The sequence below is a fragment of the Paenibacillus sp. KS-LC4 genome (assembly GCF_036894955.1).
In the GTDB taxonomy this organism is placed as follows: domain Bacteria; phylum Bacillota; class Bacilli; order Paenibacillales; family Paenibacillaceae; genus Pristimantibacillus.
Map to the genome: position 1 here is coordinate 5,119,532 of NZ_CP145905.1, position 16,524 is coordinate 5,136,055.

Here is a 16,524-nt window from a genome sequence, read left to right on the forward strand (position 1 = left end):
TCACTATTCCTACCCCAAAAGTAGGAATTAAAAATGATTATAGCAGATCTATGCAAAATTATACAGTAGGGAGACGAGCTTTGATATAAAAAAATATTCCGCCAGCCCTTGACAGAACTGGCGGAATACTGATTAAGCAGTCAACATTTGCTCTTACTCAAACGCCTCAAACGGCGTCACAAACTCCGGCATGCCTTCGGCATACGACGTATATTCATACTGCTCGAAAGCAATGGCGATTCCCTCATGCTTCAAATAGAAGGAACGATTCGATTTAATGCCGTTGAACGGTGCAATCAGCGGCAGCTTGCGTTCTTTAATTTGCTTGTTGATCGAAGCATTGATAATGGATAAATACTTCGAATTATAATCGGCAGCTTCCTTCAGCGTCAGCAGCTCGCCGTTACCCAGATCAAATGTATAAGGCACGCGGATGGTTATGCCATGCGCTCCGCCCAGGTAGGAGTAATAATCCACATACAGGCTAAGGCGTCCCTGTTCATTATAAGTCACGTTAAATACGCCCTCGAAGGTAGGCTTGGGAAGCGTAGTTCCCGGATTTTTTTTGATATAAGCTTCGTTTGCGGCCGTTGCTTTAGAAAGATCCTTCTGCCCCGCTGCCACATAGGATTCCGCCTCCTGCTTCAAAAAGGTATTAATTTTCTCCTCAACGGTCTTGTCCTTGAGATCCTCAATGACCGGATAATTGACCAGCAGCGCTTGCTTCTGATTGTTCTCCTGAATCGTGCCCAGCGCAACCGCAAGCTCATTTTCCTTAATGGTATGAATGACTACCGTTTTGCTGCCTTTCTCATAGGAAATGCCGTAGCCCATACGCTCCAGCAAAAAACGCAGCGGCACATAAGCCGAGCCTTTATAAATAAGTGCGGGATCACCATACATCCGCTGGCCATTAATCACATAGCTGCCATCCTCCGGATTCGAGGTTAGCTTGCGGCCTCTGCCATCGAGTGTAATCGTGCGGCTCGCCACATTCCACGTAATATCCAAACCTAGCTTCTCATTGAGCGAGCGAATGCCAATATAGGTGTTGCCGTTAACATTAATCGTTGGGATCGAATATTTGTAGTCGTCAATGATAAAGGGCTGTGGGACGACGCGATAGGTTTGCACAGCCGTTGCCGCTGCTGCCTTCTCTATTGCGGGAAAACCAAATATTGCGGGCGATGCGCCCACTATAAGACTTGCTGCCAAAATCGAAGCAAGGGTACGTTTGTAAGTCATCGGTTTAAAAAGGCTCCTATTCATCATTCATCTTCCTCTCCGTAAATTCATTATCATTGTAGACGCTCCTACCATCAAATAAGTTACAAACTAGGTTTGAAAAATAGGGCTTGAACGGGGAGTAGCCAATCGCCCCGCTACTTGTTCCGATTTACAATAACCAGCTTCATCTCCAGCATTTCTTCGACTGCATATTTAATGCCCTCGCGCCCGGTGCCGCTAAGCTTCACGCCGCCGTAAGGCATTTGATCAACGCGAAACGTAGGAATATCGTTGATCAGAACGCCGCCCACATGCAGCGCATCCGCCGCATCAAGCGCTTTGCCGATATTTTGCGTATAAATGCCTGCTTGCAGACCGTACTCGGAGGCGTTTACTAGCTCAATGCCTTCCTCAAGGCTGCTAATTTTATTGATAATCACAATGGGCGCAAATACTTCCTTGCAGGAAACCTTCGCCTCTGCCGGCACCTGAAGCAATACGGTCGGCTGCATAACGCCATCCTCGTCCGCTCGGCCCCCAATAGCAAGCTCGGCACCAAGCTGAACCGCTTCCTCCACCCAATCCATCGCCCGCTTCGTCGCCGCTTCCGATATAAGCGAGGACACATCCGTAAGCTCGCTTAACGGGTCGCCTGTCCGCAGCGCTGCTGCCAAAGCCACAAATTGATGCACGAAGGCTTCATACAAATCCTCCATGACAAAAATCCGCTGCAGCGATATACAAATTTGTCCTTGATAGGAATAAGCTCCAGTTACGCAGCGTGCAGCAACAGCATCGACATCGCTATCGTTGTCAATAATGACAGCCGAATTGGAGCCCAGCTCCAGCGTTACACGCTTTAGTCCTGCCTGCTTGCGAATGCCCATTCCGACCTCCGGGCTGCCGGTGAACGTAATCATCTTCACACGGGCATCCTGCACCAGCCTCTCCCCAAGCAGCTTGCCGTCTCCAGTAATGACATTAAGCGCTCCCGGAGGCAGACCAGCCTCCTCGAACAGCTTGGCAATGAAATAGGCAGACAGCGGTGTCTGCGGTGCTGGCTTTAGGACAACGGTATTACCGGCAGCAAGCGCCGGCCCGACTTTATGCGCAACGAGATTTAGCGGAAAATTAAACGGCGTAATCGCGCCAATAACGCCAAGCGGCTCGCGCAGCGTATAGGCAAGTCGCCCTTCACCGCCGGGTGCTGCGTCAAGCGGCACCATCTCGCCATGAATCCGCTTCGCTTCCTCCGCAGCGAATAAATACGTTTGGACGGTGCGGTCTACCTCAGCGCGTGCTGTCCTGATCGGCTTCGCCGCTTCCATAGCTATGATTCGTGCCGCTTCCTCCTTGCGTTCCCGCAAGAGCGCTGCCACCTGAGCCAAAATTTCCGCCCGGCGATAGGCGGGCAGCTTGCGCATAACGGCTCCCGCTTCCAGCGCCGCCTCAATCGCTTGGTCGACCTGCTCGACCCCTGCTCTCGCTACCTCTGCGATCACCCCGCCCGAATAGGGGGAGCGTAACGAATCGTACTGCTGTACACTTACTTCTTGACCAAACACATATAAGTTTTGTTTCATTGGAGCCCGTCCCTTCTCTAGCCAAACCATGCCTATCCACTAGCCCTATGTAACTATTTATAACCATAATTCGAGCCATTGAAGCGAAATCCCTTCTAGCACGCTTGCTTCAAGCTTCATTAATATTTATACACGCTCACACAATTGATTCTGTGCATCAAACGAAAAAAAATGATATTATGGATGATGGACAAAGGAATTTGCCATAGCCTGTATCGTTTTTATATATTGCAACAAGAGGAGATATTATGAGTAACGAACAAAACTTTTGGCTGAGCTTACCGAAGCCATTTTTCATATTAGCGCCAATGGAAGATGTCACAGATGTTGTATTTCGCCACGTCGTTAGCGAAGCTGCAAAGCCCGACGTATTTTTCACGGAATTCACAAATACAGAAAGCTATTGTCACCCTCTAGGAAAAGACAGTGTACGCGGCAGGTTAACGTTCACCGAGGATGAGCAGCCGATAGTCGCTCATATTTGGGGCAATAAACCAGAGTTTTTTGAACAGATGAGTATAGATATGAAGAAGCTTGGGTTTCGTGGTATCGACCTAAACATGGGATGTCCTGTTCAAAACGTCGCCTCCAATGGAAAAGGCGCTGGATTAATCCAGCATCCTGAGCTTGCAGCAGAAATTATTCAAGCCGCAAAAGCAGGGGGATTGCCGGTTAGCGTCAAAACAAGATTAGGCTACTATCATATTGACGAGTGGCGCGATTGGTTAGGACATATTTTGAAGCAAGATATTGTGAATCTTTCCATTCACCTTCGTACGAAAAAAGAGATGAGCAAGGTTCCTGCACACTGGGAGCTCATCCCTGAAATCAAGAAATTACGCGATGAAATAGCTCCAAATACGCTGTTAACGATTAATGGGGATATTCCTGACCGTGCAGCAGGATTAAAGTTAGTAGAACAATACGGCGTCGATGGCGTCATGATTGGCCGCGGTATTTTCACCAATCCATTTGCGTTTGAGAAAGAACCTAAAGAGCATAGCGCGAAGGATTTTCTCCAATTGCTTCTTTTACAGTTGGATCTTCACGATAAATATTCAAACGAAATTCTGCCGCGCTCCTTTAAACCGCTGCTTCGCTTTTTCAAAATCTACGTACGGGGATTTAGAGGCGCAGGCGATCTGAGAAATCAATTAATGGAAACAAAGTCGACAGATGAAGTGCGTCTTTTAGTGAAGGCTGTTTTAGAGCAGGAATTAGATTGAACCGTTAAATAAGGAGAGACCTCTCAAAAGTTGATGCATTGCAGAACTTGCTCACATATAGCAACATTACAACACATGACAAAATGCCGCTCATGCTTTTGGGCGGTTTTTTAATTCTTTCATTTCCATAAAGTCAAGTATATCAAGGGATTCAGTCCCCTGTTTCCGTTGAAAATCAAAGAGTAAAAATGATTATGTGGGGGAAATGTGTGGGGAATCTACTCCAACATCTTAAGCGGAATTTTCAGAATCAGGATTTAAACCATTTTTGAACTCTGACCCCCCGGCGACTTCCTGTAACCTAACATTGTAAATATGTTCAGCCATTCTAGTGACCGTCTCCATTAGTCCTACATTCTGAATAACCTGAATATCTATTTCAAACATCTTTGCTGGCTGGATCACATCTATGTATGACTCAAGCCATTCTCTATTCACAGGGCATACCTGAGCAGTGCTCACGTAGCTATCATGCTCCAGAAAGGGATAGTCTGCTTTCAAAAGTGGTATATATGAAGGCAATACTGATCTGCCTTCTCTCGCTGCCTTCTGTTTCTCGGCAGTAGCTGATGTAATGGGAACTACAAGCGCCATCTTGGGGTTAATATCTGCAAAATCACTGTCATGAAGGACAATTAAACTATGCTGGCCTTGTAGAATAAAGCTTGGAGGCGGCGTATCCGTTCCTTTTCTAACATCTTGAGCAGGTATGTATCCTTTAATGATATATCCTCTTTCAAAGTAATCTTGCGCCAAGATCATTTCCCCTTTCCAAATAAACAAAAAACCCACATCGAAGTGGATTCTTTAGGACTTATGATTATTTAAACCCGTTTCTTCTTTAAGTGACTGTTCCATCCGTGCTTGTGTGTCAGCTGAACGCTTACCATTTACCCCCAAGTAATCTTGAAAGGAAACACCAAAACGATTCTCAATGGCTGCCATTGCTTCATTAAACGGATCTGATGGAATCGCATTATTTTGATGAGGGAACTGCAGAACTTTTGCCATGTTCACTCCTCCATTCTTATTACACTAATAATAACATAATTGAATACAACTTGCACAGAAGCATTATAGATCCTAGCTAAGGAATTCCAGCACTGATTGTAGAAAGTGCCACTATCCCGAAAAGAGCCCGGCAGAGGTCCTGTTACCTTATGTGGGGAATGAACTTCCCAGCTGGCCAAAATCCTTATGCACTATTGCGTCATGCCGCCCATAGGGCCAGACTATTTCGATGGGTTTTGGATGGTAAGTTAGGTCCGATTGGTGCGTGAAATGAAGAAAAACTAGTCTAATTAGTTCAGACTAGTTTGTTCGTCTTTGTTGGAGTATAGTAACCTTATAATGGTCTACACGCCCCTTACAACTAAACCGATTCTATTTTCTTTCACTAGTTACCTTTTAATGCCTAACACCTCAGCGATGCGAGGATAGGGATAAACTAATGATATTTTTGCTTTGTTTCAGCAATCCACTCTGGAAGTTTAGTAGTTAACATCATATTATGCTTCAACTTATTCCCTGCTGATTTATTAGTTGCTTTATTAAAGTCCACACTTCTAATGAGATCATGAATATAAGGAACAACACTTGGTTGTGTAGTAGAATAAGCAAGTACTGATTTTTCAAGCGTAACGCTATCTAGTCCCCATTCAACCGCAAAATCATGCACCGCATTTTGTAGCTTACTCCATTTCCAACGTTCGAATGCTTCATCAAAATTCAAACTGTTTGATAGGTTGCCAGGTACAAGCTCAGTGTCTACAAACTCCTTCAATAACTGCGCTTGTTCATGTTCCCCCATATTACTCAGCTCTTGAATTTGTTCGTAAATAATACGGAGCGTTTCTTTATCTACGGTTTGCACACCATATGGTGAAGTGACTTTTGAACCGATTAAACTAAGAATATGGTTTGCATCAATTACCTGTGTCCCTGCTAACTTTGTTTTTCCGACAAGTGCATTAACAGGTGTGGGCGGCGATGGAGTGCCGGGTTGCCACGTTAAGTTTCTATACGCACCGAGATATTGCAACCACGTATGCTCGTCAATCCCAAAAGAAACGTCATTCCACTTATACTCATAATATTGTTGAACCAAATTTAACTGTTCGGCGGCATCCTCAAAAGCAAGTATAAATGCTTCTTTTGCCTCTTCGTCATCTTTAATTGTCTGCCAGTCGGTAGGATTAGGTAGAGTAGGAAGCAATTCAGCAATTTTGATCTCTAGCTTTTGTACCGCAGTTACATAGGTATCAACAATTGCCTTACTGCTCTTTCCACCACTGCTATATAACCTCAAAGCCTCATTCACAATTTCTTCGGTAATCCGTGGATATTGGAAGTTTATAATCGTTCCAAACTCTTTAGTAAAGCCAAATATACGGTTTGTTCGTGAATAGGCTTGAATCAAGCTTTGAAGTTCAAGAGAACGGTCAACATAAAGCGTATTAAGCCGCTTAGAATCATAGCCGGTCAGTAGTTGATCTGCCACAATCACAAGGTCTATGTTCTTGGCGTTACGCCCACTACCGCCCCTTGTGGCACGTTCCACAATATCTTCAAAGTAAGCATCCTCACCATGTTTTTTATCACCAGCGATAAATTCAATGCCCGTAAATTCAGCATAGTCCTTAAACATGGCTTTTACAATTTTAGGATCAAGTGGCGCAGGATCATTTTCATTCCCAAAACTAAAGGTCATAGCAATATTTAATGTTTCCCCACGCTCCGTCAGCTGCTTCTTAAATTCATCATAATAAGCCATCACTCGATTTTTATAAGCAACGGTCAAAATCGCATTAAATTCCCTAGCTTGTGATTGTGATTCCCAGTTATTCAAAATCTCTTCAACGACACGCGGAATATGTGTTTCATCTTGATAGATTAGTAATTTGTGTTTCTTCGCTTGTTTTTCAACTTCAAGTTCTGAAAATGCTTGAACTTGACGTTCGATATCTCTTTCTAGTTTATCTGGTTGTTCTTCTTTCATTTTCTCAATAAGCCGTTCTCTCAAATCTTCGTAACTTTTAAACTCCCCCGTATTAATATAGTCAACGTGAAAGCCTAGTACGTTTTTATCTGCAATCGCTTGTTCTATCGTATACTCATGCAAATTAGGTCCGAATAGCTTTTCGGTCGTATTAATGACTTCGCTCTTTTCATTGATCATTCCTTTGATCAAGTTTTCATCAAATAAAGGCGTACCCGTAAAACCGTAGAAGAGTCCATTTTTCTTGAAGTATTGATTTATGCTCCCCATCATCTGTCCCATTGTTGTACGATGTGCTTCATCAATAATAAAGATAAATTTCTTATCCGCCAAACTAGCATCGTGAGCTTCTTTTAGTTCCTTCACTACATTATTTAGTTTGAAAGTTGTTGTCACCACAATGCCATTTTTAGCTGATTTAAGTATCTTTTTTAACTGATAGGTGTGTTTAGTGTCATCAACGGAAACCGACTCATAAGCTGCATATGCTTTGAAATTCTCGCTCGTCCGATTGTCTAGTTCACGTCGATCAACAAGAAAGATCACCTTATCAAATCCTGCTCTAGTCGATAAGAACAAAGCTGTTTTGAAGCTCGTAATCGTCTTTCCTGAACCAGTCGTATGCCATACAAAACCACCATGAGGTAATTTTTCATCATTATCCCAACCAAATGCAGCACCTTCAACGGCTTGCAAGGCATGGACTTGATAAGGACGCATAAGCATATGTCGTCTATTTTCTTCCTCACGTGCTTCATCAATAACTAAGTAATCGCCTACGATCTGATGCGCCATAGGAATCATTAGAAATTGTCCAATTACTTGTTCCCAATCGTTTACAACATTATTTTTCTTATCCGCCCAATGGAACACGAAACTAGGGTTAAAGTCTTCATATGTTTTTGGTGTAGCGAAATAACGAGTAGCGATTTCAGAAGTCATGACCATCATCTGTGAAAACGCCATGAAGTTATTGTTGTATTCACCGTCACGATAGTAACGCATAAACTGTCCAAATGCTTCATCCAGCGTTTTATCTGTCCGTTTTTGCTCGATATTGATAAGCGGCAAACCGTTTATCAGCAGGACAATATCAAAACGGTTATCGTTAGCTGTCCGCACCTCTCTAGCAATTCGATAACTAGAGTCTCCCCCACGTACTTCCGCTTTTTTGAAAATCGTCAAGGTGATTTGTTTTCTTGTGATGTTTGGATTATCGTCACGGTAAATGCCGTCAATCTTGCCTTTCGATTCTTCAATGGCTAGTATCTTCGCTGCTTCATAACTGTTGCTGATTTGATGAACTTTAGCCATCACTTGGCTGAACTCGCTATCCGTCAATTCCACACCTTCAAGCTGATCGGCATTCATACGATTGAGTTCACTACGCCAATGATTAACCAAGTCAGCAACGGTAACTTTTTGCTTGTTACCATTTAGAAAGTCAGGCGCTTCCCATTTATATTTTTGCAGTTCTTTGACAAAATTCTCTTGGAACGTTTTCTCTGACGCATTTTTTGGTGTATCGCTCATGACTATCCCTACCTTCTATACAAACATCTCATTTAGGAATGCTTCTTTTAGATTTTGTAGTTTTTCTAACTTACGCTGATGAAGGTTGATGAGGTTGTCTAGGTCAGAAAAATATTCGCCAATTTTCTCTTGTTCTTTTATTGCTTTTGGGAACATTATATCCAATTTACGTTGCCCTGTAATTCCAATATAAGCACGTGTTGATTGTGTTGCTTCAAGTTTTAGAGAATTTTGAAAATCTGGTGAGTTAAAATATGCATAAAGATATTTTATAGCTAATTTTGATTTGTCAATAACCCTATAATATGTTACCTGCGGTGTCAAAACAGCATATTCACTACTTAAACCACTCAAAATAGCAACTTCACCAATTGTTGCTTTATGTGTAATCAACACATCCCCATTCTTCGCAAATCCCTTGTCTAGTTTTTTCGACCTTTCTGTAGTTATAAAATTACATTTTTTAAAATCTACCAATCCATTTTTTATATCTGTAGCCATTAAAAATGGAATACCGTAATCAACATATTCACTTGCTGTCGGATGCTTTTCCCCATGATTTCCATCCATTGGTTCTTCAATGATGCCTTCATCAATCAGCCATTGAACCTCACGCTGTTCCCAAGCTCCAGTAAATCCAGCAAATCTCCGTTTTGGTTCACGCTCACCTTCAGCGGGAAACATTTCTGAAAGATATGCAGATTTTAACTCTTTTGTCTTTTCTAACTTACGCTGATGAAGGGTGATGAGGTGGTCGAGTTGTTTAAAAAACTGTCCAATTCTCATTTGCTCATCATAATTTGGAAATTTAATATCTAATTCTTTTACGATTGATCCAGATAAATTCCCTTGTCCACCTTGTAAATATTTATCAATAATTTTCTGTTTTTGAGCACGTAACCACTGCATAATAAATTGAGAATCATAACCTTCATCTGGCATTATTGCTAAAATTGCTTGATTAATTGCACCATTTATCCTTGATATACCAACTTCTCCGCTTGTTGCTCCGTAAAGTGCATAAAGAATATCGCCCTTTTCAACCAGCTTAGCTGATGAGTTATTTAAACCAGTTTTGGTAATGGTTAATTCAGTCCTATTACTCTTGATTTCCGCAGAACGAATAAATGGAATATCACCATTGTAATAATCATTTTTACCAACTAATGGCGTTCCACCTGAGTAAGATATTGAAACATTCCCTAACTTCCGCTGTTCCCAATCGTGGCTATTTAGAAATTTCTTAAATCGTCTTTTTGGTACTAAATCTGTTTGTTCAGTCATTGTCTCACCACCAATTCACTCATCAATGCTACAAACGCCGATTCCAAGTCACGACTTTCCTCGTCAAGCGCTGCTAATGTATCGACATAACGATTGTGCAACATCTGTAGCGTGTTTAGTTCTGCTTTTAGTGGTAACTCTGCCAAACCGACAATAGCTTCCACTGTGTTTCCGAACCATTTGTCATACATCAAATAATCAATTTCTTCTTTTGTCAACGTTAGGATACGTTCTTGTACAGCTTCTTTAAGTGCTTTTTCATCTACTTTTACTGCTTTGCTAAGTGCTGATTTATCTGTAAATAACTCTTCAACATTTTTCAGAAGTTTATATTCAACCGTTCCTTTACTTGCTTTCTTTAATTCCGCCTTGACCAACTTATTTTCAAAAGCCTCGCCAGCTTCATTTAAGATTCCACCTAAAGCATCGGCCTCATCGCTATCTTCAACTTTCGCTGCCTCTACTAAGTCCGAAAGTTCATTTTCGATTTCTTGAATACGCATTTGCTTTGTTTTAATTCTTTCTAATTCATCACTGTACAAATGTTTTGCTATCAACTCATTCGGTACGATCATACCAACCCAACCATTTTGCTCTACACGTTTTTTATCGCCTGATCCTTTCGTCACCATATTAGGCACACGAGTACGTCCTGCTGTATAGAAATCACTCAATGCGATAATTTCTGTATCATGTGTCAGTGCATTCTTCCAAATCTCCGCCACAATCTGATACCCGTTATAAACATCAATATGATTAAACTCCGCCAACATCGTCTTGACTTCAACAAGCATGTCATCCATTAACTGATTCAAATTGCTGTTGTCGTCTACGACTCGCAAAATATCCCAATACTTATCAACATATGATTTTGCTTTACTTTCAATCTCTTTCGATTTTGCAACAATGCGAGCGTCACTTAATATTTCCTTAGATATTTCATCAACTGGCTTCAAAAGCTCAACATAACCATTACGAATTTCCTTCAAAGACTGATCTAAAATATCTGGTACTGTAGACTGCAAAACCTGCAAGTCATCAATATTCTGTCGAGGAATCCCGCCAAGTAAATGTGCATCCACATCTTGGGGAATTTCTTCGTCTATTGCTTCAACATAACGAGGAATGTTCATGTTATATTGGTTTTCAACAATTTCTCCACGATTAGCTAAATGGCTATAGCCCTTTTCCTCTCTACGCTCTACATATGTATCTACGATTTTTGCAATATCTTTTTCTTGTAGAACATTCTGTTTCCCGACTTTAATAAAACTGCGAGAGGCATCAATAATCAAGACAGGCTCATCAATTTTACGACCTTTCTTCAAGATCATCACAGCTACTGGAATACCTGTATTGGTGAATAGGCTACTCGGCAAACCAATGATACTATCAATGTAGTTTTTCTCCAGCAGCCTTTCACGAATCTCTCCCTCAGCCCCGCCTCGGAATAACACGCCATGAGGCAAAACAATCGCCATCGTACCATTTTGACCTAAGTGAAATAATCCGTGTAAAAGGAAAGCAAAATCACCTTTAGAATCTGGCGGCAATACCCCAGCAATTTCAAAACGAGGGTCGCTGACTTTTAACCCTGCTTTGTTCCAGCCTTTTACAGAATAAGGTGGATTCATAACGACTGCATCAAACTGTACACCTTCATTCGGACGTTCGGGGTCTTCCGGCCAATCATGCGAAAGCGTGTCCCCATTTTTAATCGTCATTTTTTCTGGACGGACACCATGAAGTAATAAATTCATGCGAGTCAAGTTATAGGTCGCTGTATTCTTTTCTTGCCCGTAATAGCTCAAATCCTTTTGGACTTCTTTACCTAAATGCTTCTTAACCGTCAAAAGTAGCGAACCAGAACCAACGGTGGGGTCATAGATCGTCTTAACATCAGACATTTTTGCTACAATTTGTGCCATGACTTCACTAACTTGTTGTGGCGTGTAGAACTCCCCTGCCTTTTTCCCTGACTCCATTGCAAACTGACCGATAAGATACTCGTACGCATCACCTAATACATCACCTTTTTGCAAGGCTACCATGTCCAATTCCGCAAACAGCAAAATCAGAGACTTAATATTTTTACTACGTTCGTTTAGATTGCTACCTAAAGCAGTATCCGTTAAATCAAGTGTCGAACTTGAGAACAATCCTTTAAAGTCATTAGAACCACTAGCTACAGCAATTGTGCGCTCAAAATTATTTAAGCTATCCGTTACTTTTTGAACTTCAAAATTTCCTGAATTTATGTCTTTTAGCCACGTTTGGTAGAGATATTCAGGAGCAACATAATAGCCAAGTGCTATTTGAAGCATGTTATCTAATTCTTCACCGTACTCTATTTTTGCCTTTACATACTCCTCAACTAATTCAGATTCCGTTATTTGCCCTAAACCGCTGCTTATTTTGAATTCTTCCAACGTTTTATCACTCAAAAATTTATAGAACATCAGACCAAGCATGTAATCTTTATAACGGCTGGCATCCATTGAGCCACGTAATTCATTTGCTCCGTCCCATAATTTACGTTTAATTTCTTCTGATGTAATCACTTTGCAGCCTCCAATATTTTTCATTAATATGACATGTTACTGATGTAAGTTTGGTCAGATTATTTCTCTCTTTAGCTAACGTGACCCTACACATAAATATCCATAGGGAAATACTTCAAATTCATGAATATGTGTATATACGACCATTATTGCATCTTACGAACTACAACTTCAAGACTCCCCGTCCCTTTAGATATTTTTTCTACTAACTATTGTTGAAAGTTGCATCTGATCACTAAGTGAAATCAGGTCAATACATCGGGTCGAAGCAGATCGTATTCAAAATTATAAAGACATCTCTGATAATACGCAAAAAGACGTCTTAGAGAAACCCGGGACGTTTATCCCATTTTCTCTAAGACGTCTTATTTTTACGCAAACTGGGTTTCTCCAAGGAGAAACCCTTGCCACTACAGGCTTTTCAGCCTGATTACCGCATGGAGCATTAGTCTGCTCCAACGGCGATGTAATCTACCGCTTACGCGCGGTCACTCATCATCGAATTACTCCGATAATGATGTTATTACATCATGCCGCCCATTCCGCCCATGCCGCCCATATCAGGCATGCCAGCGCCAGCGCCTTTAGGCTCTGGCTTGTCAGCAACAACCGCTTCAGTCGTCAGGAACATAGCTGCAACGGAAGCTGCGTTTTGCAGCGCGGAGCGTGTAACTTTAGCAGGGTCAACGATACCTGCTTCGAACATGTTAACCCATGCTCCAGTAGCAGCGTTGTAGCCTACGCCGATTGCTTCATTTTTCAAGCGCTCAACGATAACCGAACCTTCTTGACCCGCGTTCGCAGCGATTGTACGAAGCGGCTCTTCAAGGGAACGAAGCACGATGTTAACGCCTGTTTGCTCGTCGCCTTCTGCATGAACAGCAGCAACTGCTTTGTATACGTTGATTAGAGCTGTACCACCACCAGATACGATACCTTCTTCAACCGCTGCGCGAGTCGAGTTCAGGGCATCTTCGATACGAAGCTTGCGCTCTTTCAATTCTGTTTCAGTAGCAGCGCCGACTTTGATAACCGCTACGCCGCCGGACAATTTAGCCAGACGCTCTTGCAGCTTCTCACGGTCGAAGTCGGAAGTTGTTTCTTCCAGCTGCGTACGGATTTGGCTTACACGAGCCGCGATGTCAGAAGCGTCGCCGCTGCCGTCAACCACGATTGTGTTTTCTTTAGTTACACGTACTTGACGAGCGGAGCCCAATTGCTCAACCGTAGTCGATTTCAGCTCAAGGCCCAGTTCCTCAGTGATTACTTGACCACCAGTCAGAGCAGCGATATCTTGCAGCATCGCTTTACGACGGTCGCCGAAGCCTGGTGCTTTAACCGCTACGCAAGTGAATGTGCCGCGCAGTTTGTTCACAACCAGAGTAGCGTTCGCTTCGCCTTCAACATCTTCTGCAATGATCAGAAGCTGTTTGCCGGATTGAACGACTTTCTCAAGCACAGGAAGAATTTCCTGAATGTTTGTAATTTTTTTGTCAGTGATCAGGATATACGGGTTATCCAGAACAGCTTCCATTTTGTCTGTATCAGTAACCATGTAGTGGGAGATGTATCCACGGTCGAATTGCATACCTTCAACCACTTCAAGCTCCGTTACAAAGCCTTTCGACTCTTCAACGGTAATAACGCCGTCGTTGCCCACTTTTTCCATAGCTTCTGCAATCAGTTGGCCAACTTCATCGTCAGCGGAAGAAATAGCCGCAACTTGAGCGATGGATTGTTTGCCTTCGATTGGTTTAGCGATGTTTTGCAGCTCTTCAACTGCAGCTTTAACCGCTTTTTCGATACCTTTGCGGATAACCATTGGGTTAGCGCCAGCTGTTACGTTTTTCAGACCTTCGCGAATCATCGCTTGAGCCAAAACGGTAGCTGTAGTTGTACCGTCACCGGCAACATCATTTGTTTTTGTTGCTACTTCTTTAACAAGTTGCGCACCCATGTTCTCGAATGCATCTTCCAGCTCGATTTCCTTCGCGATGGATACACCATCGTTCGTGATCAACGGGCTGCCGAATTTCTTCTCCAGCACGACGTTGCGGCCTTTAGGTCCGAGTGTAACTTTTACAGCATTTGCAAGTGCATCAACACCACGCAGCATTGCGCGGCGAGCGTCTTCGCTAAATTTAATTTCCTTTGCCATTATCATTTACCTCCCGAAAATATATTCATATAAGTATGCTTAACGGTCTGCACCGTCTCGTTTAAGTCCAGTCAAGCTGTATGTGAGCAGCCTATTCAAAGATCGCGTGAATGTCGCTTTCTTTCATAATCAAATACTCTTTGCCGTCGTATTTGACTTCTGTTCCCGCATATTTGGAGAAAAGAACGCGATCGCCTTCTTTAACTTCAAGCGCTACGCGAACTCCGTCTTTCAGCGCGCCGCTGCCAACAGCCACCACTTTACCTTCTTGCGGTTTTTCCTTAGCCGAATCTGGCAAAACGATACCGCTTGCAGTCGTTTCTTCTTTCGCGATCGCTTCTACTAATACACGTTCACCCAAAGGTCTGATCATTGAAAATAGCCTCCTTTAAAAATTTGTCGCTTATTTTTGTTAGCACTCATGAGCATGAAGTGCTAACAATCATGTTTATCATACTTTTTTTCGTTATTAATTTCAAGTGCTTGGGAACGATTTTTGCAGGAAATTTACATACCATTGGAAAAAAGACCGTTTTATGAAGCCCCTCGCTTCAACTACGCTGCATAAGCAAAGCCCCTCATCCATTGTTGCCGAGCTTGCTCCAACGTAAACGGTCACCCTCGAAAGTTCGAAGCGCGGCAGAAACTTGACAGCTATACAAAATGTTATTCAAAAAGCAGCTCAAATAAGAGAAAGCGCGCCTGTACTATACAGCCGCGCCGCTACCCTTAATCTAGTTGTTGTCGTTTATAATTCCACTAATACTCTTATAGCCTATGATGAGGCTACCCCTTCAGAGCCTGATCAATTGAAAAAACGGCCCCCGACCACGCTTTACGCGCTGTCCAATCCTCAGGCTCGCCGCTCCAGAAGGGATGCTCCGCAGCAAGGCCCAGCGGCAGAAACACAGCCGCGCATAAATATAGGCTGCCTGTGGAAATATAATGCTCGCCAATATCCGGCTGGCTGCCGCTAAAGCCGATCGTCAGCCAGCCGTCCTCTGTAAATGTGCCGGGTACAGATAGGCTGCGCCGAATAACCGCAGATAATGCACAGCGTGCCTGCGCGGGAGAAACACTGCCCGGCAGTTCGCCGAGCAATGCGCTTTGCGCCAAGCTTTGCATGGCGCCGCAGCGGTAAGCAAGCGAGCGACCAAGCGGCGGAAAGGTGCCCTCCGGTGAAATAAGCCGCTCCTGCACCTCCGCCCAGCGCTTCGCTCGCTCCTTGATGCTCGCCTGCATCGCATCCCAATCTTCATAGCAGCCTTGAACAGCCGCCACGATGTCCACAAGCATAGGCTGGATGACAAAGCTGTTGTAATAGTCGAAGTGGAACGATGGTCCGTCGCCATAGGCTCCATCGCCAACATACCACTGCTCATGCTGCTTGAGCGCATAATCAATGCGCATCGGGTCCCAATCGCTTTCTCCCATACGGTACAAAGCCGCTTCAATAATGGCGGAGAAAAGCAGCCAGTTCATGGCAAAAGGCTTGCGCGTGCGCGTTTGCTTGAACGCTTGGATAACCTGCTTCTGCACCTTGGCATCCAGCTTGTCCCAAAGCTCCGTCGGCGCACGCAAAATCGCCTGCGCCAGAAACGCCGTATCCACAATGGGCTGGTAGCCTACAGCGAAATTCATATAATCAGGCGACTGCGGATCGCAGCCAGCGGCAATTGCGCCGCGAGACAGCTCGGCATATTGCTGGCGCAGCCGCTCCTCCTCTTCGTCTGCCCCGCCGCTGCCTTCAATCCAGGGCGCTATTCCACATAAGAGGCGGCCAAGCGCCTCCAGGTGGGTCACATCGGAACGATCCTGCCCCGCAGCAGCTTGGATGGGCATCTTTTTTCTCAATTCACGAGCCGCGAGCAGACGCAGCACAGGCTCAGCCATTCGACATAGCTCGCTCACCCAATACTTGCGTTCCTCCGCTATCTGCACGCTTTCGCCTGAA

The 16,524-nt window shown here is 43.6% G+C and carries 11 protein-coding genes; 1 reads left to right on the forward strand and 10 read right to left on the reverse strand.

Annotated elements, in window-relative coordinates; genetic code table 11:
• Window positions 1–153 precede the first annotated feature (153 nt).
• Complete coding sequence (locus V5J77_RS21660; protein ID WP_338552903.1) at window positions 154–1,245, reverse strand: DUF4163 domain-containing protein; 1,092 nt, start codon at window positions 1,243–1,245, stop codon at window positions 154–156.
• A gap of 137 nt (window positions 1,246–1,382) precedes the next feature.
• Complete coding sequence (locus V5J77_RS21665) at window positions 1,383–2,810, reverse strand: aldehyde dehydrogenase family protein (RefSeq protein ID WP_338552904.1); 1,428 nt, start codon at window positions 2,808–2,810, stop codon at window positions 1,383–1,385.
• 248 nt (window positions 2,811–3,058) lie between these two features.
• Here V5J77_RS21665 and V5J77_RS21670 point away from each other — a divergent pair, with 248 nt between their 5' ends.
• Window positions 3,059–4,036: a tRNA-dihydrouridine synthase gene (locus V5J77_RS21670; RefSeq protein WP_338552905.1), complete on the forward strand. Its 978-nt coding sequence runs from the start codon at window positions 3,059–3,061 to the stop codon at window positions 4,034–4,036.
• Window positions 4,037–4,267: 231 nt separating this feature from the next.
• Here V5J77_RS21670 and V5J77_RS21675 read toward each other — a convergent pair whose 3' ends face one another.
• From V5J77_RS21675 to V5J77_RS21710, 8 genes are all read right to left on the reverse strand, one after another.
• Entirely contained in the window at window positions 4,268–4,792 is a 525-nt protein-coding gene (locus V5J77_RS21675) for a PemK-like protein (protein ID WP_338552907.1), read from the reverse strand.
• Between the two features lie 51 nt (window positions 4,793–4,843).
• On the reverse strand, window positions 4,844–5,047 hold the full coding sequence (locus tag V5J77_RS21680; RefSeq protein ID WP_338552909.1) for a hypothetical protein: 204 nt from the start codon (window positions 5,045–5,047) through the stop codon (window positions 4,844–4,846).
• A 436-nt stretch (window positions 5,048–5,483) separates the two neighbouring features.
• A complete protein-coding gene (locus V5J77_RS21685; protein WP_338552910.1) occupies window positions 5,484–8,567 on the reverse strand; it encodes an HsdR family type I site-specific deoxyribonuclease in 3,084 nt (1,027 codons plus the stop codon).
• Window positions 8,568–8,582: 15 nt separating this feature from the next.
• Window positions 8,583–9,851: a restriction endonuclease subunit S gene (locus V5J77_RS21690; RefSeq protein WP_338552911.1), complete on the reverse strand. Its 1,269-nt coding sequence runs from the start codon at window positions 9,849–9,851 to the stop codon at window positions 8,583–8,585.
• Complete coding sequence (locus V5J77_RS21695; RefSeq protein WP_338552912.1) at window positions 9,848–12,412, reverse strand: type I restriction-modification system subunit M; 2,565 nt, start codon at window positions 12,410–12,412, stop codon at window positions 9,848–9,850. Before V5J77_RS21695 ends, V5J77_RS21690 begins: the two co-directional genes overlap by 4 nt.
• Before the next feature lie 523 nt (window positions 12,413–12,935).
• Window positions 12,936–14,570 (reverse strand): chaperonin GroEL, encoded by a 1,635-nt coding sequence (gene groL, locus V5J77_RS21700; protein ID WP_338552914.1) that lies wholly within the window; start codon window positions 14,568–14,570, stop codon window positions 12,936–12,938.
• 91 nt (window positions 14,571–14,661) lie between these two features.
• Entirely contained in the window at window positions 14,662–14,943 is a 282-nt protein-coding gene (gene groES / locus V5J77_RS21705; protein ID WP_046229112.1) for a co-chaperone GroES, read from the reverse strand.
• A gap of 413 nt (window positions 14,944–15,356) precedes the next feature.
• The gene (locus tag V5J77_RS21710; protein WP_338556978.1) at window positions 15,357–16,505 is read right to left on the reverse strand and encodes a DUF2264 domain-containing protein; all 1,149 of its coding nucleotides are present in this window, start codon (window positions 16,503–16,505) and stop codon (window positions 15,357–15,359) included.
• Window positions 16,506–16,524 lie beyond the last annotated feature (19 nt).